This window comes from Variovorax sp. GrIS 2.14 (assembly GCF_046115955.1).
In the GTDB taxonomy this organism is placed as follows: domain Bacteria; phylum Pseudomonadota; class Gammaproteobacteria; order Burkholderiales; family Burkholderiaceae_C; genus Variovorax.
Genome location: NZ_JBJXIA010000018.1, coordinates 1 through 20,939 on the forward strand (window position 1 = coordinate 1; position 20,939 = coordinate 20,939).

General features: G+C 61.9%; 23 protein-coding genes and 1 pseudogene. 11 read left to right on the forward strand and 13 right to left on the reverse strand.

Annotated elements, in window-relative coordinates:
* Nucleotides 1-105: 105 nt before the first annotated feature.
* Nucleotides 106-336, forward strand: a complete 231-nt coding sequence (locus tag RCH10_RS22080) for a hypothetical protein (protein WP_409054064.1) — start codon at nt 106-108, stop codon at nt 334-336.
* A 70-nt stretch (nt 337-406) separates the two neighbouring features.
* On the opposite strand, the gene RCH10_RS22085 is transcribed toward RCH10_RS22080, so the two are convergent.
* From RCH10_RS22085 to RCH10_RS22105, 5 genes are all read right to left on the reverse strand, one after another.
* On the reverse strand, nt 407-910 hold the full coding sequence (locus RCH10_RS22085; RefSeq protein ID WP_409054065.1) for a hypothetical protein: 504 nt from the start codon (nt 908-910) through the stop codon (nt 407-409).
* Nucleotides 911-959: 49 nt separating this feature from the next.
* Nucleotides 960-2,981 (reverse strand): phage integrase family protein, encoded by a 2,022-nt coding sequence (locus RCH10_RS22090; protein ID WP_409054066.1) that lies wholly within the window; start codon nt 2,979-2,981, stop codon nt 960-962.
* Entirely contained in the window at nt 2,927-3,190 is a 264-nt protein-coding gene (locus RCH10_RS22095; protein ID WP_409054067.1) for a hypothetical protein, read from the reverse strand. Before RCH10_RS22095 ends, RCH10_RS22090 begins: the two co-directional genes overlap by 55 nt.
* A 790-nt stretch (nt 3,191-3,980) precedes the next feature.
* Nucleotides 3,981-5,081: a ParB/RepB/Spo0J family partition protein gene (locus RCH10_RS22100; RefSeq protein WP_409054068.1), complete on the reverse strand. Its 1,101-nt coding sequence runs from the start codon at nt 5,079-5,081 to the stop codon at nt 3,981-3,983.
* A complete protein-coding gene (locus RCH10_RS22105) occupies nt 5,081-6,298 on the reverse strand; it encodes a ParA family protein (protein WP_409054069.1) in 1,218 nt (405 codons plus the stop codon). Before RCH10_RS22105 ends, RCH10_RS22100 begins: the two co-directional genes overlap by 1 nt.
* Before the next feature lie 546 nt (nt 6,299-6,844).
* Between RCH10_RS22105 and RCH10_RS22110 the strand changes: the two genes are divergently transcribed.
* Nucleotides 6,845-8,242 (forward strand): RepB family plasmid replication initiator protein, encoded by a 1,398-nt coding sequence (locus RCH10_RS22110; RefSeq protein WP_409054070.1) that lies wholly within the window; start codon nt 6,845-6,847, stop codon nt 8,240-8,242.
* Between the two features lie 35 nt (nt 8,243-8,277).
* Nucleotides 8,278-8,430, forward strand: coding sequence for a hypothetical protein (locus RCH10_RS22115; RefSeq protein ID WP_409054071.1), 153 nt, complete (start codon nt 8,278-8,280; stop codon nt 8,428-8,430).
* A gap of 157 nt (nt 8,431-8,587) precedes the next feature.
* Here the strand turns inward: RCH10_RS22115 and RCH10_RS22120 are convergent, their stop codons facing one another.
* Complete coding sequence (locus RCH10_RS22120; protein WP_409054072.1) at nt 8,588-8,839, reverse strand: hypothetical protein; 252 nt, start codon at nt 8,837-8,839, stop codon at nt 8,588-8,590.
* 249 nt (nt 8,840-9,088) lie between these two features.
* Here RCH10_RS22120 and RCH10_RS22125 point away from each other — a divergent pair, with 249 nt between their 5' ends.
* On the forward strand, nt 9,089-9,808 hold the full coding sequence (locus RCH10_RS22125; protein ID WP_409054073.1) for a zeta toxin family protein: 720 nt from the start codon (nt 9,089-9,091) through the stop codon (nt 9,806-9,808).
* Between the two features lie 8 nt (nt 9,809-9,816).
* Nucleotides 9,817-10,029, forward strand: coding sequence for a hypothetical protein (locus RCH10_RS22130; protein WP_409054074.1), 213 nt, complete (start codon nt 9,817-9,819; stop codon nt 10,027-10,029).
* A gap of 108 nt (nt 10,030-10,137) precedes the next feature.
* On the opposite strand, the gene RCH10_RS22135 is transcribed toward RCH10_RS22130, so the two are convergent.
* Both RCH10_RS22135 and RCH10_RS22140 read right to left on the reverse strand, forming a co-directional pair.
* The gene (locus RCH10_RS22135; protein ID WP_409054075.1) at nt 10,138-11,433 is read right to left on the reverse strand and encodes a Y-family DNA polymerase; all 1,296 of its coding nucleotides are present in this window, start codon (nt 11,431-11,433) and stop codon (nt 10,138-10,140) included.
* A 71-nt stretch (nt 11,434-11,504) separates the two neighbouring features.
* Entirely contained in the window at nt 11,505-11,945 is a 441-nt protein-coding gene (locus RCH10_RS22140) for a LexA family protein (RefSeq protein WP_409054076.1), read from the reverse strand.
* 149 nt (nt 11,946-12,094) lie between these two features.
* Here RCH10_RS22140 and RCH10_RS22145 point away from each other — a divergent pair, with 149 nt between their 5' ends.
* Nucleotides 12,095-12,370, forward strand: coding sequence for a DUF2164 domain-containing protein (locus RCH10_RS22145; protein ID WP_409054077.1), 276 nt, complete (start codon nt 12,095-12,097; stop codon nt 12,368-12,370).
* A 95-nt stretch (nt 12,371-12,465) separates the two neighbouring features.
* Nucleotides 12,466-12,861 carry a hypothetical protein gene (locus RCH10_RS22150; RefSeq protein WP_409054078.1) on the forward strand — a complete coding sequence of 132 codons (396 nt, stop codon included), beginning with the start codon at nt 12,466-12,468 and terminating at the stop codon, nt 12,859-12,861.
* Nucleotides 12,862-12,972: 111 nt separating this feature from the next.
* Here RCH10_RS22150 and RCH10_RS22155 read toward each other — a convergent pair whose 3' ends face one another.
* Entirely contained in the window at nt 12,973-13,275 is a 303-nt protein-coding gene (locus RCH10_RS22155; protein ID WP_409054079.1) for an ArsR/SmtB family transcription factor, read from the reverse strand.
* Between the two features lie 80 nt (nt 13,276-13,355).
* Here RCH10_RS22155 and RCH10_RS22160 point away from each other — a divergent pair, with 80 nt between their 5' ends.
* A complete protein-coding gene (locus RCH10_RS22160; protein ID WP_409054080.1) occupies nt 13,356-14,450 on the forward strand; it encodes an NADH:flavin oxidoreductase/NADH oxidase in 1,095 nt (364 codons plus the stop codon).
* A gap of 122 nt (nt 14,451-14,572) precedes the next feature.
* Nucleotides 14,573-15,169, forward strand: a complete 597-nt coding sequence (locus RCH10_RS22165) for a hypothetical protein (RefSeq protein WP_409054081.1) — start codon at nt 14,573-14,575, stop codon at nt 15,167-15,169.
* 60 nt (nt 15,170-15,229) lie between these two features.
* Here RCH10_RS22165 and RCH10_RS22170 read toward each other — a convergent pair whose 3' ends face one another.
* Together RCH10_RS22170 and RCH10_RS22175 are read right to left on the reverse strand one after the other, a co-directional pair.
* Nucleotides 15,230-15,700, reverse strand: coding sequence for a DUF6794 domain-containing protein (locus tag RCH10_RS22170; protein ID WP_409054082.1), 471 nt, complete (start codon nt 15,698-15,700; stop codon nt 15,230-15,232).
* A gap of 197 nt (nt 15,701-15,897) precedes the next feature.
* The gene (locus RCH10_RS22175; protein ID WP_409054083.1) at nt 15,898-17,238 is read right to left on the reverse strand and encodes an LLM class flavin-dependent oxidoreductase; all 1,341 of its coding nucleotides are present in this window, start codon (nt 17,236-17,238) and stop codon (nt 15,898-15,900) included.
* A 155-nt stretch (nt 17,239-17,393) separates the two neighbouring features.
* Here RCH10_RS22175 and RCH10_RS22180 point away from each other — a divergent pair, with 155 nt between their 5' ends.
* Nucleotides 17,394-18,086, forward strand: a complete 693-nt coding sequence (locus RCH10_RS22180; RefSeq protein WP_409054084.1) for a hypothetical protein — start codon at nt 17,394-17,396, stop codon at nt 18,084-18,086.
* 409 nt (nt 18,087-18,495) lie between these two features.
* Here RCH10_RS22180 and RCH10_RS22185 read toward each other — a convergent pair whose 3' ends face one another.
* On the reverse strand, nt 18,496-19,098 hold the full coding sequence (locus tag RCH10_RS22185) for a PIN domain-containing protein (RefSeq protein ID WP_409054085.1): 603 nt from the start codon (nt 19,096-19,098) through the stop codon (nt 18,496-18,498).
* Nucleotides 19,099-19,108: 10 nt separating this feature from the next.
* The gene (locus tag RCH10_RS22190; protein WP_409054086.1) at nt 19,109-19,444 is read right to left on the reverse strand and encodes an H-NS family nucleoid-associated regulatory protein; all 336 of its coding nucleotides are present in this window, start codon (nt 19,442-19,444) and stop codon (nt 19,109-19,111) included.
* Between the two features lie 643 nt (nt 19,445-20,087).
* Here RCH10_RS22190 and radC point away from each other — a divergent pair.
* Nucleotides 20,088-20,519: pseudogene (radC, locus tag RCH10_RS22195) on the forward strand (RadC family protein); the annotation flags it as partial.
* Nucleotides 20,520-20,939 lie beyond the last annotated feature (420 nt).

A 20,939-nucleotide genomic window follows, 5' to 3' on the forward strand; every position in this document is an offset into this window, starting at 1 on the left:
ATCCGCTGAACCACCCGGCGCAGCGCTTCGGTCATCTTGGTACGGTCAAACTTCATCCGCTGACCTTACCAGCCCGCGCTTATTGCGACAGAACCGCGCATCGTCTTGAACACGACAGCGATGCATCCGGAACGGACGATGCACACGCTCAACAGCATCGGTGTCGCTGTATGTCCCTATCGCATTCAGCACCACGACGAACTGATGAGCGAGTTGACATCGGCAGGGTACAAGCGAGTCGATGGCTGGCGCAACGAAGGCAAGTCGATCGAGGTGCCGTTTGTCGACGGCGGCGACAAGCCTTACTTCGGCGGCGGCTGCTTCGACCTTCGCTGAATCAAAAACCGAGGACAGCTCGCGCGCGTGCCGGCTCACCGGTCACGCGTTCACCAGGAAGCCGGCTGGGTCATTGAGACGGATCTTGGCGTGTGGGTGTTAATGCCTTGGTTCGAGGCCAGACCGGACTCTTTTCGAGTCGCATCGATTCGCGCAGCCTGACGCCGTGGGGCGCCGCCACGGTCTGTGCATAGATATCAAGCTGGAGGCCGCCAGAGAGATCGCGCTTGAAGACACACGTGGTCGTCACTGTCTGATCGATCAACGGCAGCAGCTTGATGTGCCCCTCGCCCTTGCGCACCAGCTTCATTTCGCCAGGGCTTACACAGCTGTAGTCGGTGATGGGACAAAGCTTTGATTGATGATTTTGTTGGAGCACCGTCAGGCCGTGCAGGTCCGATCGAAGCGTCACATCGCCTGTGTCGTCTCGCTCGTCTCCGAGCAGGTATCGGGCCAAGAATGCGGCCTCGGACCTCGCATGAGCCGGGTAGATGCCGCTGAAATCCGGGAAAGTGGCCTCATCCTTCGCGGCCGGACCTGCGCATCCTTGCGCCAACAGGACGCACAGAGCCAAGCCCGCTCTCCAAGAAATCTGTCGTGACTTGCGGTTCGGATGGCGTCGGTTATGCGCCATGGATGCGAATGTTGGCTTTCCAAAATCTCCGCATAGCCTTCATCCGTTCTTCTCTTTCGGTGGTCAGATACATCGAAGTCGTCCCAAGAGACGCATGCCCCAGATTGTTCTGCACCACCTGGATGGGCATCCCCATCTGCCCTTCTCTCCCCTGCAGCGCCTGCGAGGCATGCGTGTGTCTAAGCCAGTCAACACTGGCCTTTTTCAGTTGCGCAGCGTCTGCTTCATCGAGGCCCATTGCTGCGTTCGCCAAGAATGCCTTGATCGCCTGGTAGAGCCCCGACGCCGACCAGGGGGCCGGGCGTATCAGTCTGGCGTCGAAGCGCGCCAGGATGTGGATGCCAAGATTGTTAACGGCCCCGACCTGCCGCTCGAAGCCATGGCGCGCCAGCTCGTCGCCCAGTTCATCAACCAACTCGGCTGGCACCGGCACCTCCCGGCTGCGTCCACCTTTGCCGATCACCGACAGCATCCAGTCGGTTGCACTCGACCCATCGTCCGCTCTGTATTCGACGCGCTCCAGATCCTCGCACTTCGCAGTCGTGATCTCGGCCAGCCGCAGACCGGTCGCATAGAGCCATCGCATGCCACGCCGCAGACGTCTTTGGACTTCACCATCCGCGTGTGTTTGCAGCAGACTATCGACGTGGTCCCACTGTGCATAGGTGAAGGCCCGGGTCGAGCCCAGCGGTCGCTGCGGGGTCGAAGGCAGGGCGACCGCAGCGAACGGGTTGCCCGTGACATAGCTTTGGCTCAATAGGAACGCGAACAGGCTTTTGAGGATGATCAGCGACTGTCGCAAGGCCATCGCGCTGAGCGGACCTTCAAGCGGACGCCACAGCGGCGACCAGCGTTGCTGATAGCGAGGGCCACACCAAGTCGCGGGCGGGTCGGCCAAAAAAGACCGGTAGGCCATCGCATCCTCAACCGCCAGCGATGACAGAGCAATCTTTCTTTCAAGGACGGCCCAGAGCAAGAGTCGCTCCGCTTCCTTGCGGTAAGCCCGCTGCGTCGACGACAACTCGCCCTCGCTACTGCCCGGCTTCTTCGACGCCAGCCATGCGCCGACCGCCTCATGGTCGTTCGCCGCCATCAGGAGGCACTTGCCTTGCGGAGCGCGATAGCGCCCTGCCCTGCCATCGAGTCCGGCCGGCAGCACGAACTTCTCGTACGGGCGGATGGAAGTGGCCGCAGGGACGATCGCAGCCAGGTCCTCCCGGGTCAGTTGCGCTCTCGGCTTGTCCGCATGCAAGCCGACGTGCAGTCCCAGCAGCTCTTCGTTCGCCCGGAGCCAGTCCAGGATGCGCGACGCCTTGAGCGTTCCCATCCCTGGAATTTCCACCCACCACCTTCCACCCTTGCCGTTGATGCGCTCGACCAAGGCAGACACGGTAGGCAGGCCGGCGCGTTCCAGGCGCGCGGCCATGGACGGATTGAGCCAGGAGGCCACGCTGTCCCCGGACTTGGGATCCTGCGCCACCAAACCCTGCAGCCATCTGAGGGCCTCGAGTTGTCGTTCCACGACTCTGCCGCGTCGGGAGGTGTGATCGGCGCCTCCGACACCCTTTACACCTCCGGCAGCGCTGCCCTGCCCTCCCCTGCCCGCCTTTGGATACGCGTCCTCATAGGCTTCGAGCTGTTCGGCTTCGGAGAAGTCCGTCATCCCTCGCATCTCGGCGAACTCGGAAAGACCCGGCACGGCCGGCGCTGTCGCAAAGCGATCCGGGTCCAACAGGATCAGCCGGGCCGTGCCCGGCCTGTGCTCGCGCTTGGCGGCCGCGGCGAACTCGTCTCGGATCCATGCAATGGTCCGGCGCACCTGGCGCAAATCCGCGTGCTCGCCTTCCAGGCTCAGATAGCGGTTCCAGCTGGCCCGCTCATCCAGGCCCTGGGCCAGCGCCCGCATGAAGGCGAAGTGGCCGCTGTGAAGTTTGCGCGGAGGCGTTTTCGGGCTGCTCACATCGACGATACAGAGGAGCCGTCCTTGCGTGCAGGCCAGAACTTCCACCATGGCCGCTGCTGAGCGGACATGGTGAGTTCCGGCGGCAGGGACTGGAGTTGACTGTCACGGGTGCGGCGGCGCCGTTCCACTTCCAGTGCATGCGCGATGCCATACGCCCGCCGGTCGCCGCGCAGTGCCTTCGTGCGCCAGCTTGCGCACAGGCGCTCGAGCTCTTCGTCGTTGACGTCGGCAAGTTGGGCAGGCTGGCGGAATGGCATGTACGTCGAAGGTATCGCGAGTGAAAAGTGGACGCCATGGTGCTTACGGAGGGTGCTTTTCTCAGGGTCAGGCCGACCGAGGCGCACCTCTGAACGTAGCGCCCTGCTCTGCCGCTGCTCAGATTCGAATCCGGCGATCTAGCTTGATGATAATTCATATTATCATCAACACACTTTTTCGACCTGCAAACGGCTGTCTTTCTAGGATATCTGCCTAAGTATTTGATTTTGCTCATTTTATTGTCTTTCAGTTGCAAACTCAACGCTCCAGCTTGAGCGTTGCGGCTGGATATTAGATGGATAGCGGGTAACAAATCGACAAAGTAACAACGAACGTTTGCGCCCAGGGATCGATTGTGGCGGATAGAAGCAGATCAGAAGTGCCTTGCATGGGTCGCGCCTTCTCGCATCTACAAGACCGATGGCTGCGGCGACCTGGTCCGCGCAGGCCGTTACCTTCATGTTCGCTGTCTCCAAGCTCTTCGTGGCGAAACCGCCTTTTTTTCTTTTGATCTGGACTGTATAGACGAGGTAGTGCCCTTCCCCTGGCCTGCCAGACCTAGCGCTTTTCGTTTGAATTCAAACGAGCGAGTCCATAGGCAAAGGTCACGCCTGATGCACTGGTATTTGACGTCGTGCGCCATGGCGAACTTTCCCCGGGAAAGTTGGCCATACGTACGCATTGCCACGGGCCCGTGAGGCGATTTTCTCAAGGCGCTAACGAGTTCTCCATCCAGACGGCCGAAAAAAAGGCCCCTAGGGCCAAAGTATCGAACGCGCCTTTGAGTACTCAAATGAACTTCAGCGCCTTCAATGCCTGATCCAACTTTTCCTCTTGGCCGGCCACTAATGGCAGCATCAAGGTGATCTTTGTGCGTCCAGCGCGGTCCAGCCTGATTTTTGCGATCACTTTGCCACTCGCAACAAGCTTTCGCTCCTCGAGCGCGTCGGGCGACGTTGCATCCTTGGGCGCGGTCAGCGCCGCCAGTACCTGCTGGCCATCCTGGCGTTCTGCGTCTCCCCTGCGTGCCTTGTCCTGCACTTGCGCCAGACTCTTGGCACGGGAAAGAACACCATCAGGATCGATCTGCAAAGCTTTGTTGAGGTCCGCTGCGAAGCGGAACTGGATGTCCAGCGGCGATGCAAAGGCTGCTATTACGGCGTCGGGCAACTCTGCTAGTGACACAGCCTTGCTGACCGTACCTTCCGCTAAACCGATTGATGCTGCCAGCGCGCGCCTTGTCGGAAAAAGGCGCTTGGACAGTGCACGCGTGTACATCACGCCCTGCTCCCACGCAGACAAATCCTGCCGGCCGCGGTTTTCCCGCTCCATCAGCGTGAACAACGTCTGCTCGTTCATTTCCTCGTCGATCTGAGCGAGCAATGGCAGCCCTAGCTCAAGGCAAGCCCGGTGCCGACGGTGACCATATACAATTTCGTAAAGCGGCTGAACCGATTCCGAATACTTTCCCGGGGAAAGTTCCGCGTTCGCCGGTTTTTCCCCGAGACGCGCGGCCGGAATCCGTCGAATCCGGACCGGTTGGATGTTTCCGCCGGCCGACTGGATTTCTTCCCGGAAAGCCGAGAAGGCCGCCGTCGCAAAAGCATCTTCGTGGCGATTAGCCCATTCAGATGGAGCGACCAGTCGAGGGTCGATGAATTTAGTGGCGGAGGCTCCGTCAAAACGCTCCCTCAAAGCATCCAGTTCACGCACGGATTCGGACTCCCGCTCCATGTAGGCTGCCATAGACCCCATGGACGTACGCGCCCGGCGTGGCTCAGAGCGGTCCTCCGCCTTACGCTCCGAAGGGCGTTCCGGCTGTACTCTGGATTCGGGCGGCTCGATGGCACCGGCCCGATCGAAAAAGCCGCGATTGGATGTTGTGGCCATCAGTTCACCTCCGAAGTGCTACGCATCGTAAGTGACAGGGGCGTCTGCTCAACCTGCCGCGCCCAGATGGCTTGGCCAAGGCGCTCGACATGCTTGGCCAAATCGAAGTAGGCATCGCGCGCCCTAGCGCGCGTTTTTGCGCTGTGCTCCGTGACGGGACGGTCAAAGACAGTTCCAAACGCGGTGCTGGCGTTTGACGTGACGATTGTGCGTGGAATTTCCACAGGCATCACCTTGTCGCCGTACGTAGAAAAAATCCAGCGCTTGACCACGGCGCTGGCGGGGTCCGGATCCACGCGCGATAACAGGACGTTCACAAAGTCAAATTTCTTCACGATGCCAAGCCGATCGCTCAGATCAGAAAACAAGCTCCAGAATTGCGCACCAGACGAATAATCCAACGCGTTGGGCGGCAGCGGGACGACGATCCCGTTGCTGGCAAACAGGGCGTTGACCGTGCCATAGGAAAGCGCAGGGGAGGTATCGATGATCACGAAGTCATAGTCTTCGCGCACATCATCGATGCCCAAATTCAACACGTTCCAAAACTGGAAGCCGTGCTTGAGTTCCTTGACCTGCCGTGACGGCAAGACAAACTCCACGTTGAACAGGTCGGCAGAGGCAGCGACCAAGTCGATCCCATCCCAATAGGTCGGACGAATAGCCGAGCGGATCGACGTTTCTTCTCCGACCATCAAGGGAAAGATCGTGTCACCTTCGCCCACCTCATGTTCGGGCAGCAGGCCCGTCAGGGTGGTCAGGGACGCTTGCGGATCCGCATCAATCAGCAGCACCTGGTGCCCGAGCAACGAAAGCCCCTGCGCCATCGTCATGGCGGTCGTTGATTTGCCCACACCGCCCTTGAAGTTGGCGACGCTGATCACCACGGCCTCACGACCCACGGGCCGGAGTGATGGCGCTCGCAGTTCCCTGATGACCTGTCGAGACTCTGCCAAAGTAAATTCGATGCGTCGGTTCGGCAGCGTCGTGCCTTGCGGCAATTCGGGCGAAGCCTTTAAGCGGTAAACGAAGGCGCCGCGCTCTAACTCACACAGTTCGTACAGGTCCTTTTGATACAAGAGCGGAGGCAGCTTCTTGGCGGTAGGCGCAAGCACTGTGCGGCGCACCTTTTCAACCATGTCGGCAGCCACCTCAGCCTGTCGACGGATATCCTCCAAGTCCATCGGCTGCAAGACGCCGTCGAAGATGTCATTCATTTTTTAATGATCGAGCGTTCACTCGTGTTTGATGAGGGTTAACATCATTTTGCCGTTTAACGCTCAATCATGCAAAAACTTCAGTCGAGTTTCCCAAAAGAGCTCATGTGGAGAAGACCCGGGGCCAGTGGGCCCGGTCTTGTTCAGAAAAACCTATGAAGACATTGAATACCTTTAGACAATGATTTCATCAATAGAATCAACAACTTAAGCTATTCGAGACATGTTGCATTGGGAGGCAACGGCGACTTTTTGGGAGACCCCCAGTGCTTCAATGTTCCAGGCTGGAGCTTTATTGGGGAACGGTGACACAGCCTCCAGTTGCCGGTCTTCTGATGCAAACAGCCCTAGAAAGTCGACTTTCGGTGCTTAGCAGTGTTCCCAAATGAGCTGAATTGGGAGCGCGCGCGCATTGCGGACCGAGAACTTGGACTTTCAATGGCCGCTTTGACATGAGAGGAATTGGGCACGCCGCGTTTCGGCCAGATGAAACCACGCTTTCATGTCAGGAAGAACAGCCGTATATTCCGTTCAAACCGTTTACCCATGACCCGTCCGTCCATCAAGCCTTCATCCCGCAGCTGGGTTGTCAGCGCACCCGATGATCTTGACGAGATCGAGCGGATGCTGCGTAAACCGGTCAATGGGCTGGCGCCCATCTCGCAGACCCAGCGCATCACCGTGCTGGCGCGGAAGACCTACAACGTGCTCCTGTGGCTCTCGCAACGCAAACACCGCGACGGAGAGGACGGGCCGCGTTATTACGCACCGCTGTCAGAGATTGTGGTTCTGCTTGAATTCAACTCGAACCAGACCTCGATCATCAAGGGACACCTGACCGCCATGGTTCAGACGATTGTGCAGTGGCAGTCGCCCACCGAAGGCGAGGGGCGCAAGTGGGAGGTCTCCGGGTTGCTGGCTTGGGCCTCGATCGAAGTGGTCAAGGGGCAGGTGATCGTCGGATGGGAGTTCTCGTCGGGCTTGCGCGAGGAGATCATGAACCCGAGCGTGTTCGCCTTGTTACGCATGGAAGTGCTTTCACAACTGCGCACCCATCAGGCCGTCTTCCTCTACGAATTGGCTAGCCGTTATATCGGGGTGGGCCGCAGTTCGCGCCGTCCGTGGCAATGGTGGCACGACCCTTTGACTGGACGTCCCCCGGATCCGGAGCGCCTGGACAAGCTCACGTACGCGTTCTTCAAGCGCGATGTCATCAAGCCGGCGATCGCAGAAATCAACGCGATCACAGAGTTCGAAATCACGTTGATGGAATACCGCAAAGGGCGGTTCATCACCGACATCCAGTTCCTGGTGGCGCGCAAACCGCAACAACGGCTGGACCTGAGTCAGGGACCGGAGAAGGTCGATCTGAGCGTATTGGTGAAAGCGCGCGAAATGGGCTTGTCGATCGATCGTATGGAGCAGTTGGTTGACCAGTACGGCGTGGATGCTGTGGCGGCGGCGCTGCCGGACCTCAAGAAGCGCATCGGCGACTCACGGCTGCCCCCGGTACGTGACGTCTCGGCCTACTTCCGCACGATTCTTCCCGTGCACTCGGAGCGCACGCAGAAGGCGGCAGTGCTGGAAGCCGAGCGCAAGGATCCTGAGAGCGCGTTGTCGCGCTCTGTGCAGAGGGAGCGACAGGACGCCTGGCGCAACGCGTGGCGAAAGAAACGCCTGGATGAGATCGAGGCGCAGATTCTTGCGCTCAGCGCGCAAACCCAGCGGGCCCTGACAGCGCAACTGCTCGAGCAGATGAAAAGTGACGACATGCATCCGCAAATCATCAAGCGGCTGGAGCGCAACGGCTGGCGCCATGACTTGGTCAAAGAAAAGTTCATCCGTTTTTACGCGGAGGGTGCGATCGGGATTGATTGGGACCAACCGAGCGAGTCGCAGATCCTGGCCATCGCGGCTCACCTGGGCGATGCGGGCATCCCATAAGTTTGGTGGACCGTAAGGGGAGGGCAGTGCTTTGTATGTGGCTGCTGCAGCCGAACCATCGCATTGGCGGCATGCAGGCCGCATTGCAGCTTGACGGCCAGGATAAGTGGTCGAACATCGTGGCTTTGTTCGGCGGCCGCCGCGTCGCCGGAACGACCTTGTTCAAGTGGCTTGCGCAGGAAACCTGAAGAGCTAACCGACAAGGTCCTGCTCGACTTCGCCTTGTAGCAGGGCGTCCTCGGCGTCTGAGCCCGATAAACTGTGCGTCCAAGTCAGGTGTGCATGAACGTCCGTGGTAAGGCGACTGCCAATCGGGGTGCTTGCGGCTTCGGAAGGGAAGGTTGGTCATGCGCGCTTGCCTTGAACGCCCGGCGGCAGCAGGACAGTCAACGCCTGTCCCTTGCGTTCGGCGTCCGGTTGCACCGCGGATGCGATCTCGGCCAGTTCCGGGACCATGTCCTGCCTTTCCGTTTCCAGCTTCAGCTTGCCCACGCCGAAGCGCACGACTTCTGCCGGGTCGGGAGGAGATTGCGGCGCCCATCGCACGGGCCTGGCGTCGTGACGGCCCGGCCCGCCCAGCCGGGTGGCTGGCACCACCTTTTTAGGTGGCTTGCGCAGGAGACGTGGCCTGAGGAACCCACCGACCGCGTCCTGCTCGACGTTGCACTCCAGCGCGGCGCTGCCAGCGTTTAGGCCTTCACAAGAGTGTATGCACTCACTTCTAAGAAGGTGCATCCCTTGAAGGCTTCGGTTGTCGACCTGTTCGGGTCCTGAGATGCGCAGGCATTGCCGCCGCTGACAAGCCGAGGATGGCCATCAAGCTCAGTCCGACCGGTAGGATGAGTCATGGCATCGCAAACCCCTAGCCCAGCCGATGCGGCCGTTGCTGCGCAGGCGACGGATTGGGCGCGGGACAACCGCAAGCGCTTCGCCGCTGACTTCACGCTGCCGACAAGGTACCCAGGGGAGCAGCATCCCGTCGCGCTTTTCATGGCAGGGTCGCCTGGTGCAGGGAAAACCGAAGCCTCGAAGGCGCTCCTTTCCGAGTTGGGTGACTTCCTTCGTATAGACCCGGACGAGTTTCGCAAGGCAGTCCCCGGCTACGACGGAACCAACTCCTGGCTCATCCAGAGCGCCGTTTCATATCTGGTGGAAGCGGTACTGGACCGCGCCTTCAGGCAAAAGCAGAGCTTCCTGCTGGACGGCACGCTGTCAAGCTACACGGTAGCCGAACGCAATATCCAGCGTTGCATCGACAAGGACCGTGACGTTCAGATCATCTATGTCTACCAGGACCCGAAGCTGGCATGGGACTTCGTGCAGGCTCGCGAAGTGGAGGAGGGCCGCCGGATTCCGGCGGATCGTTTCGTCGAGCAGTTCTTCGCGTCGCGTGATGTGGTCAACAGGCTCAAAGCAAAGTTTGCGAAAGACATCATGATTGATGTAATCTTGAAGAACACCGACGGCTCCTCGGGCAAATACCACGCGAATGTGGCCGATCTGAATGCCGTTGCTCCTCTTCGCCACTCACGGGAGGAAGTGACCCAGCTGGTGACTTCCCAATGAGACCTGCCATGTTTGAAATTTTCCGATCACTGCCACTGTCCGCCACGCTCGTCGAGAAGACGTCGCTGTCGAGGTTCGTCCGCGACGCCTCTTCGGAGGAGAAAAAGCGCGTGTACAAGCGTGTGATCCAGAAAGCAACGGCTGAACAGAATGAGGTGCTGGCAGCTGCGTCGCGCCGCCGTCAGAGCCGTCTGCACAACGCCGACACGGCCGCCGGCTGATCCGCCGGCTGCCTATTCCCGAATGCCCGCGCCAGCGGGTTTTTTATGTCCGCAGGTCGACCTGATGGTGCCGAGGCGCTGGGGTCATGAGATTGCGGCCCAGTAGGCTCATGTTCGCGCTACAGGCAGGTCGGCCCAACTCGTCGTGTAGTTCGGCGTCTTCAACGACTGGCGCATGACCCACTGCCGCTTCGCACCAGTCATGCCCGCGCTGCCCGGCTGGATGGCCCCGCGCCCGTGCTGCCGGTTGATGGCGTCCAACGCGGACATGAGCGGCCCGCGATCGCGCCCCGGATCGTCGAAGTCGAGCTCACCCTGCTCGACACTCGCATCCTGCAGGTCGAGCAGCATGACGCCGGTTTTCGCGTACTTGTAGTCCGGCTTGAAGATCGCCTTCAGGCCCCGGATGGCCGAAGCGGCGATGAGTGCCGTCTCCGCCGTCGGCCGGCGCAAAGGCACGGTGACCGAGCGCGAGTACTGCCGGTCCTGCGGGCGGAACGGCGCGGTATGGATGAACACCAGCAGCTGCACCGCGTGGCCGTCCTGCTTTCTGAGCTTTTCGGCTGCGCGGCTGCAGAAGTCGGTGACGGCCTCGATCAGGTCCTTCAGCTGTTCGATGGGACGACCGAAGCTGCGCGTGCAGGCGATCTCCTTCTTGGCGGCGGCCACCGTCTCGAAACCGACGCAGGGCTGGCCCTGCAGCTCGTGCACCGTGCGCTCGAGCACCACGGACCAGCGCCGGCGCACGGTGGTCGGATCTTGGCGGGCAACATCCAGTGCGGTCTCCAGTCCGTCGGCGCGCAGCTGCTCGCCGATTCGCCGGCCGATGCCCCAGATGTCGCCCAGCGCCGTCGCCTGCAGCACCGCGTCCTGGTCCGACGCGGGCAAGGTCGCTAAGTTGGCGACCCGGGCGAACTCCACCGGGTAGCTGCCGGGCTTGCGGCCGGCCGACTTGGCCACGTGGTTCGCCAGCTTGGCCAGCGTCTTCGTCATGCCGATGCCGATGCCGCAGGGGATGCCGGTCCACTGCAGGATGCGCTCGCGCATCGCCTGCGAGCGGCGCGTCATGTCCCGGATGCCGGCGACACCGATGAAGGACTCGTCGATGCTGTAGATCTCCTGGTCGGGGCCGAGACCGGCTGCGATGGACATCATGCGGCTGCTCATGTCGCCGTAGAGGGTGAAGTTGGCACTGAGCGCCAGCACGCCCGCGTCGGGCAGTTCGCGCTGGATCTGGAACCAGGGCGCGCCCATGGCGATGCCCAGGACCTTGGCCTCGTTGCTTCTCGCGATGGCGCAGCCATCGTTGTTGGACAGCACGATGACCGGCCGGCCCTGCAGGCTCGGGCGCAACACGCGCTCGCACGAGACATAGAAGTTGTTGCCGTCGACTAGGGCGTACATGGCGAATGCTCAGGCGGGCTTCGAAGGGCAGGGCGGCAAGCCGGGATACGTTGCGCCAACGTGCTGTTGGCTCATGGCGCGAAGCGCTTGATCGCAGCGGTGACAACGCCGCAGATGATGAGTTGCTGGCCTTCGCGAAACGTGATCTCCGGAAAGGTCGGGTTGGCCGGCACCAGCTTCACGCGGTCGGCGCGCTTGTGCAGCGTCTTCACCGTGAAGTCGCCGTCGACCTGCGCCACCACGATGCAGCCGTGGCGTGGTTTCAGCGCCCGGTCGACCACCAGGATGTCGCCGTTGTCGATACCCGCTTCACGCATCGACTGGCCACTGACCTGCCAGAAGAAGGTGGCCTGCGGACGCTTGATCAACAGTTCATTGAGATCATGGCGCTTGACCAGGAAGTCGTCAGCCGGCGACGGGAAGCCCGCCGCCAGCTTGCCCTGCACGAAGGGCACGAGCACGGTTTCCGGCGTCAAGGCCGCCAGCAGGGCGGACGCCCGAATACTGTTCATCCATCCGGTATGGAATGAGTGCCACGTCAGATGCAGCATATTTCGTGAAGGCGTCTCCGACGCCACGATGCCAAGTTGTGGTCGCTGTCTGTCGAACCGCCGGTGTCCTGATGACTTGCGCCGCGGCGCCGCGTAAAAGAGAAATTGCCATGACCATCGAGCTGGACAAGGATGCACGCCAGGAGGCGATCGCCTTCGTGGAGCGCTACTTCCGGGAGAACATGGAAGAGCCCATCGGTAAGATGGCTGCAGGTGCGCTGCTGAAATTCTTTCTGGAAGAAGTTGGCCCGCTCATCTACAACCGGGCCGTCTCCGATGTGCAAGAGAGGCTGCAGGCACGCGTCTCGGAACTGGACATCGAGGCCCACGAAGACGAGTTCCCCTACTGGCGCAAGAACGATCGCAAACGACAGGATCGCAAGTGATGGCGTGGTGCCCGTGTGCAGTTCCTGGCGTTAGACCTGGCCACCGTTCCCTTCAGGGATGTAGGCTGAGCGCCTGACCCACATGCTTTGAACCTATGAACAAACGACGCGTCCACGAACTCATGCGGGCCCGCTTCCCGACCTTTGTTCCGGCACAGCAGGCATGGACGAATATTGCAAATGTGCAAGGTCGTCTGCTGGCTGAACAGGCCTATGCAAGTGTCGCGCAGCCCTTTGTGGATCGGGGCATCGAGGAAGTGCTGGTACAAGTTAATCGCAAGGTCGGTGGCCGCATGCCGGTCTCGCAACTGATGGCGTACGTTGCGGAGCATCTGGCGGAAGGCCACATCCGGATCGCAGACCGTGCGTTCTCCGTGCTCTGTGTGGTCGCCGCCAATGGCGTTGCGACCAGCTGGCTGAGCGAAGCGGTGACAAAGGGAGCGGTGACAAAGGGAGCGGTGGCGGAGGACGCGGTGACTGTCGTCGCCTGATCGCCAGGACAAAGCTCTCTTTTGCACGCGCATGCGGTTCCTTGACCCTGCATCCCGGCCCTGCAAAAAGCAACCGGCATAACCTGCAGGTGCGGCTGCTGCCGCACCTGTTCAACCCATCTGTTTGAGCACCGCCTTCAGCAGTCCCGGAAAACGGCGCTTCAGATCTGCCCGCCGCAGCGAGTTGCTGTGTGCCGTGCCCGTTACATCGGTGCGCATCAGTCCCGACTCGCGCAGGATGCGATAGTGGTGCGACATGCTGGACTTCGGGCGTCCGTTGTCCAGTTCGCCGCAGCTGGCAGCCTTCACGCTGGCAAGGCGGCGCACGACGTCCAGGCGCACCGGATCGCTGAGCGCCTGAAACACCCGTTCAAGGACCAAGTCCTCCGCCGGCGGATGGCTATACGTACGCATGTATCCGATTCTAGCGTGCACGCGGCATACTCGATGTTCGATAGACGTCGAACATACGAACTTAATCTTAGAGATTCACCGTGCCAACACTTTTTGACCCGTACCAGCTAAAGAGCGTGACATTGCGCAACCGCATCGCGATTCCGCCGATGTGCCAGTACTCCGCAGATGAGGGCCTGGTCGACGACTGGCACCGCGTGCACCTGGCGGGCATGGCCCGCGGCGGCGCGGGCCTGACGATCGTCGAAGCCACGGCCGTGGCACCGGAAGGCCGCATCACTCCCGGGTGCCTGGGTCTCTGGAACGACGAGCAGGCCGCTGCGCTGGCCCCCGTCGCGGCCGCCATCAAGGCCGCTGGCAGTGTCCCCGGCATCCAGATCGCCCACGCGGGGCGCAAGGCCAGCGCCAACCGGCCCTGGGAAGGTGACGACCACATGGCAGTCGAAGACCCGCGCGCATGGACCCCCATCGGGCCGTCTGCGATTGCCTTCGGTGCCAACTTGCCGCTGACGCCGCAGGCCATGACCCTCGAAGACATCGCTCGGGTGCGTGCCGAGTTCGTCGCTGCGGCGCAGCGCGCGCTGGCTGCTGGCTTCGAGTGGCTGGAACTTCATTTTGCACATGGCTATCTGGCACAGAGCTTCTTCTCGAAGCACTCCAACCAGCGCACCGACGAGTACGGCGGCAGCCTGGAGAACCGCAGCCGATTCCTCCTGGAGACGCTGGCCGCCGTGCGCAAGGTCTGGCCGGAACACCTTCCGCTGACGGCCCGATTCGGTGTGATCGAGTACGACGGGCAGGACGAAGAAACCCTGTCGGAATCGATCGAGCTGGTGCGGGGCTTCAAGCGGGAGGGCCTGGATATGCTGAGCGTGAGCATCGGCTTCTCGACGCCGACGGCCAGCATCCCTTGGGCGCCGGCTTTCCTGGCGCCCATCGCGCAGCGGGTGGGTCGCGAAGCGGGCATCCCGGTGTCGTCGGCATGGGGCATCGGTACGCCCGAGCTTGCGGACCGCTCGGTGCGCAATGGGGAACTGGATCTGGTGATGGTCGGCCGCGGCCATCTGGGCAATCCGCACTGGCCGTACGAAGCGGCGCGCGCGCTCAGGATCGAGCGGCCTTCGTGGGTCCTGCCCGCACCGTATGCGCACTGGCTGGAGCGCTACAGGGACTAACGGGCCCGGATTGCGCTCGGTAGCCTATCGCCCTGAGAGATCGTAGAGCGCGCGGATGTGATCTCAAGCGTTGTGTCAGGGTTGGCGGAGCTTTTACGGGGGTTGGACCCAGTGGCCTTCGCGTGTTCGACCTGCTGGTGGCCAACCGGATCGACCAGGGGCAGTCGCCCTACCTTGATCGCAGGATATCTACAGCGCCTTCTCAAGCCGGTACCGGCGGGCATCCCGTGCGTCGGGCATTGCGGATCGACGGTGAGCTGCCTGACAAGGGCGCCGTGTTGCCGCTACAGCTCGAAGGGTTGGTGGCCAAGCGCATGGACAGCCCCTATGAGCCGGATGTGCGTTCACCCAACTGGGTGAAGGTCAAGCCCGGGGGCAGTCCCCGCAAAGCGCTTCAAGACAGGACAATGACGTCTCAAACAATGACATCCATACCCACCATCCAGCCGCTTCCTTTTCTTGAAGTCCCGGCGATCAGCAAATTCCAGGATTGCGCTGGCATCGATGTCGTCGCAGTCGATGAAACTTCCCTGACGTTCGAGCTTCAAGGCCCTTCTCCTTTCCTGCGCCAGGCTGAAAAGGTGCTGATGCGATCTTCCAATGAAGCGTTGCTCGATGGCCAGGCCGTCGTGCTGCGGCGCTCGACGTGGACGCAGCCCATCGGTCCTGCGAAGTTGCAGGTGTCATGCAGGTACGCACGCACGACTTCCAGCAATTGATCCCGATCGGTCCGGTGTCGTTGGCCACGCTGACGTAGACGTCGGATTGGGCCTATCTCTTCAATGCAGCCTGGGCGCCAGGTCCTGCAAGTGCTGCCAGAACGCTTCGATCAGCACGGCCGAGGCATCGTCCGGGTCGTGCGCGCCGCAGGCTTGTACCAGTGCATGGTTGTCTTTCCAGAGTCCCAGGTTGTTGCGGATCCACATGCCCAGGCCGAAGTGCAGATCGTTGAGTTCAGGCCGGGTCAGCGATGCGATCCGGATCTGTTCTTGCTCGGGTACCAACGCTCGCAGTAGCCTTACAGCGGCGTCGACCGTTTCGGGGAAGCTGCTGGTTGTTGCCATGCCCTTCATTGTCCTGTGCATTCCATCAGGAAACCGGCACTTCCGGCTGGCGCCTGAGGCCGACGCCGCCGACTGGTTGAAGGGCGGGGTCAGTCCCTGGCGGTACAGCGCCGCCTTGTGCCGGAAAGAACCGGGATCCGTCAGGTCCTCGTCCACCACGCCGCGCGCGTAGTCCGCCGAGGCCACGCCTCCATGGAGAGAGACCCTTTGCTCCGGGCTTCAAGGTTGGGCGAAGCCTGCTTCAGGTCCGAAGGGCTCACGTAGCCAGTGTGTCTCCAACGGCTGTCAGTGCGCGATGACTTTCCGCGGCCCCCTAAGTTTGAATGGCCGATACCCGGCCGGTCCAGTATCCAGTCGTTTTGGCCTGTGTCATGCGAGAGGAATCAGCGCTCGCGGCGATAGCGACCCGCCGGGTGCTGGGGCGGCAGACGGGCACCGCCCGCCACGCCCAGCTTCTCGCGCAGCGTGCCGTCACGGTAGCCCGTCTTGTAGCGACGGCGGTGCTGCAATTCCGGGACGATGAGGTCCGCGAAATCCTCGAAGCCCCCGGGCGTGACTGCGTAGCTCAGGTTGAAGCCGTCGATGTCGGTCGCATCCATCCAGTGCTCGAGCTGGTCTGCCACATGGGCAGGGTCGCCGACGAAGACCGGACCCCGGCCGCCAATTGTGTTGTGCGAGGCCAGCTCGCGGACTGTCCAGATCCTTGCCGGATCAGATGTGGTGAAGTTCTCCAGTGCAGACCGGATGCCCTGGTCGACCTTCATGTCACGGATCGGTTCGTCCGGATCGAGGCCCGAGAAATCGATGCCGGTCCAGCCCGAGAAGAGCACCCGGGCGGCTTCGGTGCTTGCGTAGTACCGGTACTCCTCGAACTTGTCCTGCGCCTCCTTGCCAGTGGCGGCGGTGACGATGATGGCCATGGCGAAGAATTGGATGTCGTCTGTGTGTCGACCCGCCTGTACCGCAGCCTCGCGCGTGCTCCGCACCGTCGGTTCGATCACCTGCGGGCTGGGTCCGCTCAGGAAGACGCACTCTGCGTGGCGCCCGGCAAAGCGCTTGCCGCGGGCCGACGAGCCGGCCTGGAACAGCAGGGGCGTGCGCTGGGGCGACGGCTCGACCAGATGGATGCCCTCCACGTTGAAATAGCGGCCCTGGTGCCGCACCGCATGAATCTTTGCGGGATCGGCAAAGACGCCCGTTGAGCGGTCACGGACCACGGCGTCGTCCTCCCAGGATCCTTCCCACAGCTGGTAGACGACGTCCATGTACTCGTCGGCGATGTCGTAGCGCGTGTCGTGCTCGGTGACCTTGGGCAGGCCGAGCACCCGCACCCCGCTGTGGCCGTGGCCCGTCACGATGTTCCAGCCGATGCGCCCCTTGGTCAGGTGGTCCAGCGTCGACATGCGCCTTGCAAAGACGTAAGGCGGTTCATGGTTTGCGTTGCTGGTGATGCCGAAGCCGAGATGGCGTGTGGCATGGGCCATGGCTGAGACGGACAGCATGGGATCGAGCTTGGGCACCTGGGCGCCAAGACGGATCGCCGCATCGGCTGTGCCGCCGAACACATCGTTGATGTCGAGGCTGTCGGCGATGAACAGCGCATCCACGAGGCCGCACTCCAGCGTGCGTGCGAGGTCCACCCAATAGTCGAGGTCGGTGAAACGCAGTGACTGGTACTGCGGATGGCGCCAGAGTCCGGGGGACTGATGCACCGGCGTCTGCATCGCAAACGCATTGATGCGGATTTCTTTTTTCGAGCTTGTGGGCGCGGGGCGTTCCTTGCTAATTGCGCAGCGGCCGGCGCTTCCCAGACTCTGATGTCCTGCGCCTTGGTGCGCTTCGGAATCAGCTTGGCTTCATAGAAGGTGTCCGCGATGCGTTGCTGTTCTTGCAACTCGCTGCGGCGCACGGGCAGGATGTCGTAACTGCGACGGCTGTTGGCGAGCTCGACTGTCGCCGCATCGATGCCACCCCAAATCGGGCTCAGGATCTCCGCGGCTGCCTTGGGATTGGCCTTGACCCACTGGCCCGTCTTGCGCAGCGTGTCGAAAACCAGCTTCAGGACTTCGGGATGCTGGTCGGCGAAGCGGGTGGGCGCCATGTAGGAGCGGTAGTAGGGTGCCAGACCTTTGCTGCCGTCGGCAATGGCACGGACCTTGCCCTTCAGGTCGGCGATCGTGCGGATCGAGGACGACTCGGGCACGACAATGCCTTGTGCTACGGGCGCCGCATTCTCTTTGGCGTAGTACGTCAATGGCGCATCGGCGGCCTGCGCGTACAGCGCAAAGGCATCTGCGATGTCGGCATGGATGTCGACGCTGCCGGAGTTCAGGGTGGAGAGCAGGCCGTTGGAGAGTTCACTCCAGCTCACCTGGAAGCCGAGCTTGTTCAGGTCCTTCTCGAGGTCACCGTTGCGCCGCGCCAGGATGACAAGTGTAGAAGTCTTCTGATAGCCGATCTTGATGGTCTGCTGCGCCATGGCAGCAGTTGCGCCGAGCATCATGCATGCGGACAGCAGCAGGCTTGCCGCCCATTGGAATGCCGATCGACGGCTTGTGTTTTTCATGGATGACCTCTGTGGACGAAGCCTTTCAATCTATGCGCGAGGTGGCGCCCTTGCCAAAGAACGAATCCGAGCATCGATAGACGGTTTTTCTGCTTAGCCTCAATGACAGCGCGCCTCACTCTTTTTTTGACCTCAGGCTTAAAGGTTTGATCCCCGATCACGCGCTCCTGGCGCAGTGATGCGAGCAGGCGTGGACGCCTGGCATGCGGCCGCTCGTCCAGCGTTGTACTGCCTGAAATCTGCTGGAGGTGCAATGCATCCTCATTCACTGGAAAAGGCTAACGCCAGCGAAGGCGGCGGTTCGTGGGACCATTGATCAAGCATGCTGCTGCATGCCTCTCGACCACCTGGGCGTCACCAAAAGAAGGAGTGATCACCTCAGCGGAGCGGCTGCATTGAACGGTTTCGGTGCGTCCTAGCCAGGGAGGCTGTAGCTGGCGTTGTTGTCGCTGATCGAGATCAGTGCTTGCGCCTGCAGTTCGTTGACCAACCCGACGAGTTCCGATTCAGACAGGACAGATTGGAACAACGAGTTGATGGTATTTGTCAGGGTCTTCGTCTTGCGTGGACGGGCTGCTCCTCGCAGTTCCAGGTGCGCAACGATCACGGCGATCTTCTCGCCCGGCAGCTTCGCGTTCAGCACCTTCAGCAGTGGAATCTCGCTCACGTCGCGCCAGCGTGCGGCCAGAATCTTCCTGTCTTTCATATGTCGAATGAGGGGATCGAAACCGGTGTCCCTGGAGATGATGTGGAAGTACGCGCTCGCGTCCTGCAGCGACAACTGTCCGATATAGAACGCGATATGAAAATCCAGCGCGTTCGGCCCGCTCCCCGAGACCTTGATGTAAGACGCACGTTCGCCCATGCGCTGCAATGCCGCGGCGGTCTCGAAGGCCACCTTCGCCTGGGTTGCGCCAACGAACACAATCAGCCGGAAGTGGTCCTTATGCAGGACGGCCAGCGCCTCCGGCTGAACGCTCTCGTAGTCGATCAGGACATAGTTGATGCGCAGGCCCACCGCTTGCCGATCAGGCTGCGAAGTCCAAGAGGGTCTTGCCTGCGGCAAGCCCCTGGCTCAGCCAGCGCGGCTTGCGTCCGCGCGTGCCGCTGACCCAGATCTCTCCGGCCGGCCCGCGGTAGCGTGGGCCGGTCGCAACCGCGGCAGCACGCCGCGTCGTGATCTTGCCCGTCAAGCCAAGCTCCTTCGCAGAGATGCCGTACTCGGCGATCGTGGCGCGAACGTCCTGCACGACTGCTCCGATTTCTTCGGCGCGCTGCTTCGCAGCAGCGGCTTTGAGTCGCGCGATCTGGATTTCCTGCTCCTTGATCTGCGCCTCGATGTCGACGAGAGAAAGTGTTGCCATTGCTTTATTGGTTTTGTGTACGGGGACTATAGGGGTGAAGGCGCCCCGCAATGAACGGGAGTAACCCACTGCGAAGTGGCGAAAGTGCTCGGGGCATTGCGCCTCAGGAACGAGGTTTGAGTGCCTTGCCGCCCGCGTGGCCAGGCGATATGCCGGGCGTCTCCGGCGGTGCCGGCCGGGCTGCTCCAGGTTCGCGCGGTGGCGCTCATCCCTTGCGGGACGGCCTGTGGCCGCCTTGCGTATCCCTCACGCAGACTCGGGTGCAGAAAGAATTAAGTCATCCGTGGTGTCTGCGGAGGGTGGGGGAGGGCTTGCCTGTGAGGCCTGACGCTACCGCACCGTTCTCGCGTTCAAGGCCCTGCGCGCGCTTCGCGTGCTCGGCGCGTGCCGCGCGCCTGCGGCGGCCTTGAGCACTGCGCTGCGGCGCGGTGGCTGGGGCCACGCAGGCAATCCCGCCTGTGTCGTCCCACAGGAGTTCATCATGACCGCATCTTCCGAGCTGACCGTCCGGCAGCAACGCATCGTCGACGCACTGCGCCCCTTCTTCGGCGCCGAGGCCGACGCCCTTTACGAGGCCCATGGCCGATCGCTGCAGAAGCTGACCTACTTCGCACGGCAGTCGATGTTGCCGAGCTGCCACCGGCTGGTGACCGGGCTGGTACTCGCGCAGGAACTGCTCGTCGAGGAGATGACGAGCCGGTCGGTGTTCGATTCGCCGACGTCAGTGTCCGACTTCCTCAAACTTCACTTTGCAGGTCAGCCGCACGAGAGCTTCGTGGTGCTGTTTCTCGACGCCCACAATACCTTGATCGCTGTCGAGGAAATGTTCCGGGGCACGCTGACGCAGACCAGTGTCTATCCGCGCGAGGTGGTGAAGCAGGCACTGCATCATGACGCGGCTGCCGTCATCCTGAGCCACAACCATCCCAGTGGCAGCGTCGATCCTTCGCGTGCGGACGAATCGTTGACACAGACGCTCCGGTCCGCCTTGTCGATGGTCGACGTGCGGGTCCTGGACCACGTGATCGTCGCGGGTGGACGAACACTGTGGATGGCGGAGCGCGGGTTGATGTGAACCCCCGCGGGGTCGTGCCACGCACGGCCTCGTAGCGGCCGGCGACGGCCGCTGCTTTGCATAAAGCTGGCCCGGCTGCGTGGGCCTTGATGCGAGCATGGCCGTGCGCTGCACGGCGGGCATTGGATCAGGCCGCGCGCTTCGCGCACGGCAGTCTCTTGATGTTGAAGTTGCATTTGCCTCCGCCTGGCGGAGGAGGGCATGAACGCATCCTGCAGCCGCGGCGCTGACGGGCGGGGTGCCTGCGCCTGTCTGCGGGCTTGTGCCCCGGGGCCCTGCTTTCAAAGCCACCTCTGGTCCGACGCATAGCTCGCCCGGTCCGATGTCCAGGGCTGTGGGCTGCGCCCCCGTCCTCACCCGGTCCTCGCTGCGCTCAGCTGCGGCTTGCGGGCGGTCCCTGGACATCGGCCCTTGTGCTCG

Coding starts and splice junctions, on each gene's coding strand:
- RCH10_RS22090 (WP_409054066.1), bottom strand. CDS start 2,981: ATGGTGGAAGTTCTGGCCTGCACGCAAGGACGGCTCCTCTGTATCGTC.
- RCH10_RS22095 (WP_409054067.1), bottom strand. CDS start 3,190: ATGCCATTCCGCCAGCCTGCCCAACTTGCCGACGTCAACGACGAAGAG.
- RCH10_RS22100 (WP_409054068.1), bottom strand. CDS start 5,081: ATGGCCACAACATCCAATCGCGGCTTTTTCGATCGGGCCGGTGCCATC.
- RCH10_RS22105 (WP_409054069.1), bottom strand. CDS start 6,298: ATGAATGACATCTTCGACGGCGTCTTGCAGCCGATGGACTTGGAGGAT.
- RCH10_RS22110 (WP_409054070.1), top strand. CDS start 6,845: ATGACCCGTCCGTCCATCAAGCCTTCATCCCGCAGCTGGGTTGTCAGC.
- RCH10_RS22115 (WP_409054071.1), top strand. CDS start 8,278: ATGTGGCTGCTGCAGCCGAACCATCGCATTGGCGGCATGCAGGCCGCA.
- RCH10_RS22125 (WP_409054073.1), top strand. CDS start 9,089: ATGGCATCGCAAACCCCTAGCCCAGCCGATGCGGCCGTTGCTGCGCAG.
- RCH10_RS22130 (WP_409054074.1), top strand. CDS start 9,817: ATGTTTGAAATTTTCCGATCACTGCCACTGTCCGCCACGCTCGTCGAG.
- RCH10_RS22135 (WP_409054075.1), bottom strand. CDS start 11,433: ATGTACGCCCTAGTCGACGGCAACAACTTCTATGTCTCGTGCGAGCGC.
- RCH10_RS22140 (WP_409054076.1), bottom strand. CDS start 11,945: ATGAACAGTATTCGGGCGTCCGCCCTGCTGGCGGCCTTGACGCCGGAA.
- RCH10_RS22145 (WP_409054077.1), top strand. CDS start 12,095: ATGACCATCGAGCTGGACAAGGATGCACGCCAGGAGGCGATCGCCTTC.
- RCH10_RS22150 (WP_409054078.1), top strand. CDS start 12,466: ATGAACAAACGACGCGTCCACGAACTCATGCGGGCCCGCTTCCCGACC.
- RCH10_RS22155 (WP_409054079.1), bottom strand. CDS start 13,275: ATGCGTACGTATAGCCATCCGCCGGCGGAGGACTTGGTCCTTGAACGG.
- RCH10_RS22175 (WP_409054083.1), bottom strand. CDS start 17,238: ATGCAGACGCCGGTGCATCAGTCCCCCGGACTCTGGCGCCATCCGCAG.
- RCH10_RS22190 (WP_409054086.1), bottom strand. CDS start 19,444: ATGGCAACACTTTCTCTCGTCGACATCGAGGCGCAGATCAAGGAGCAG.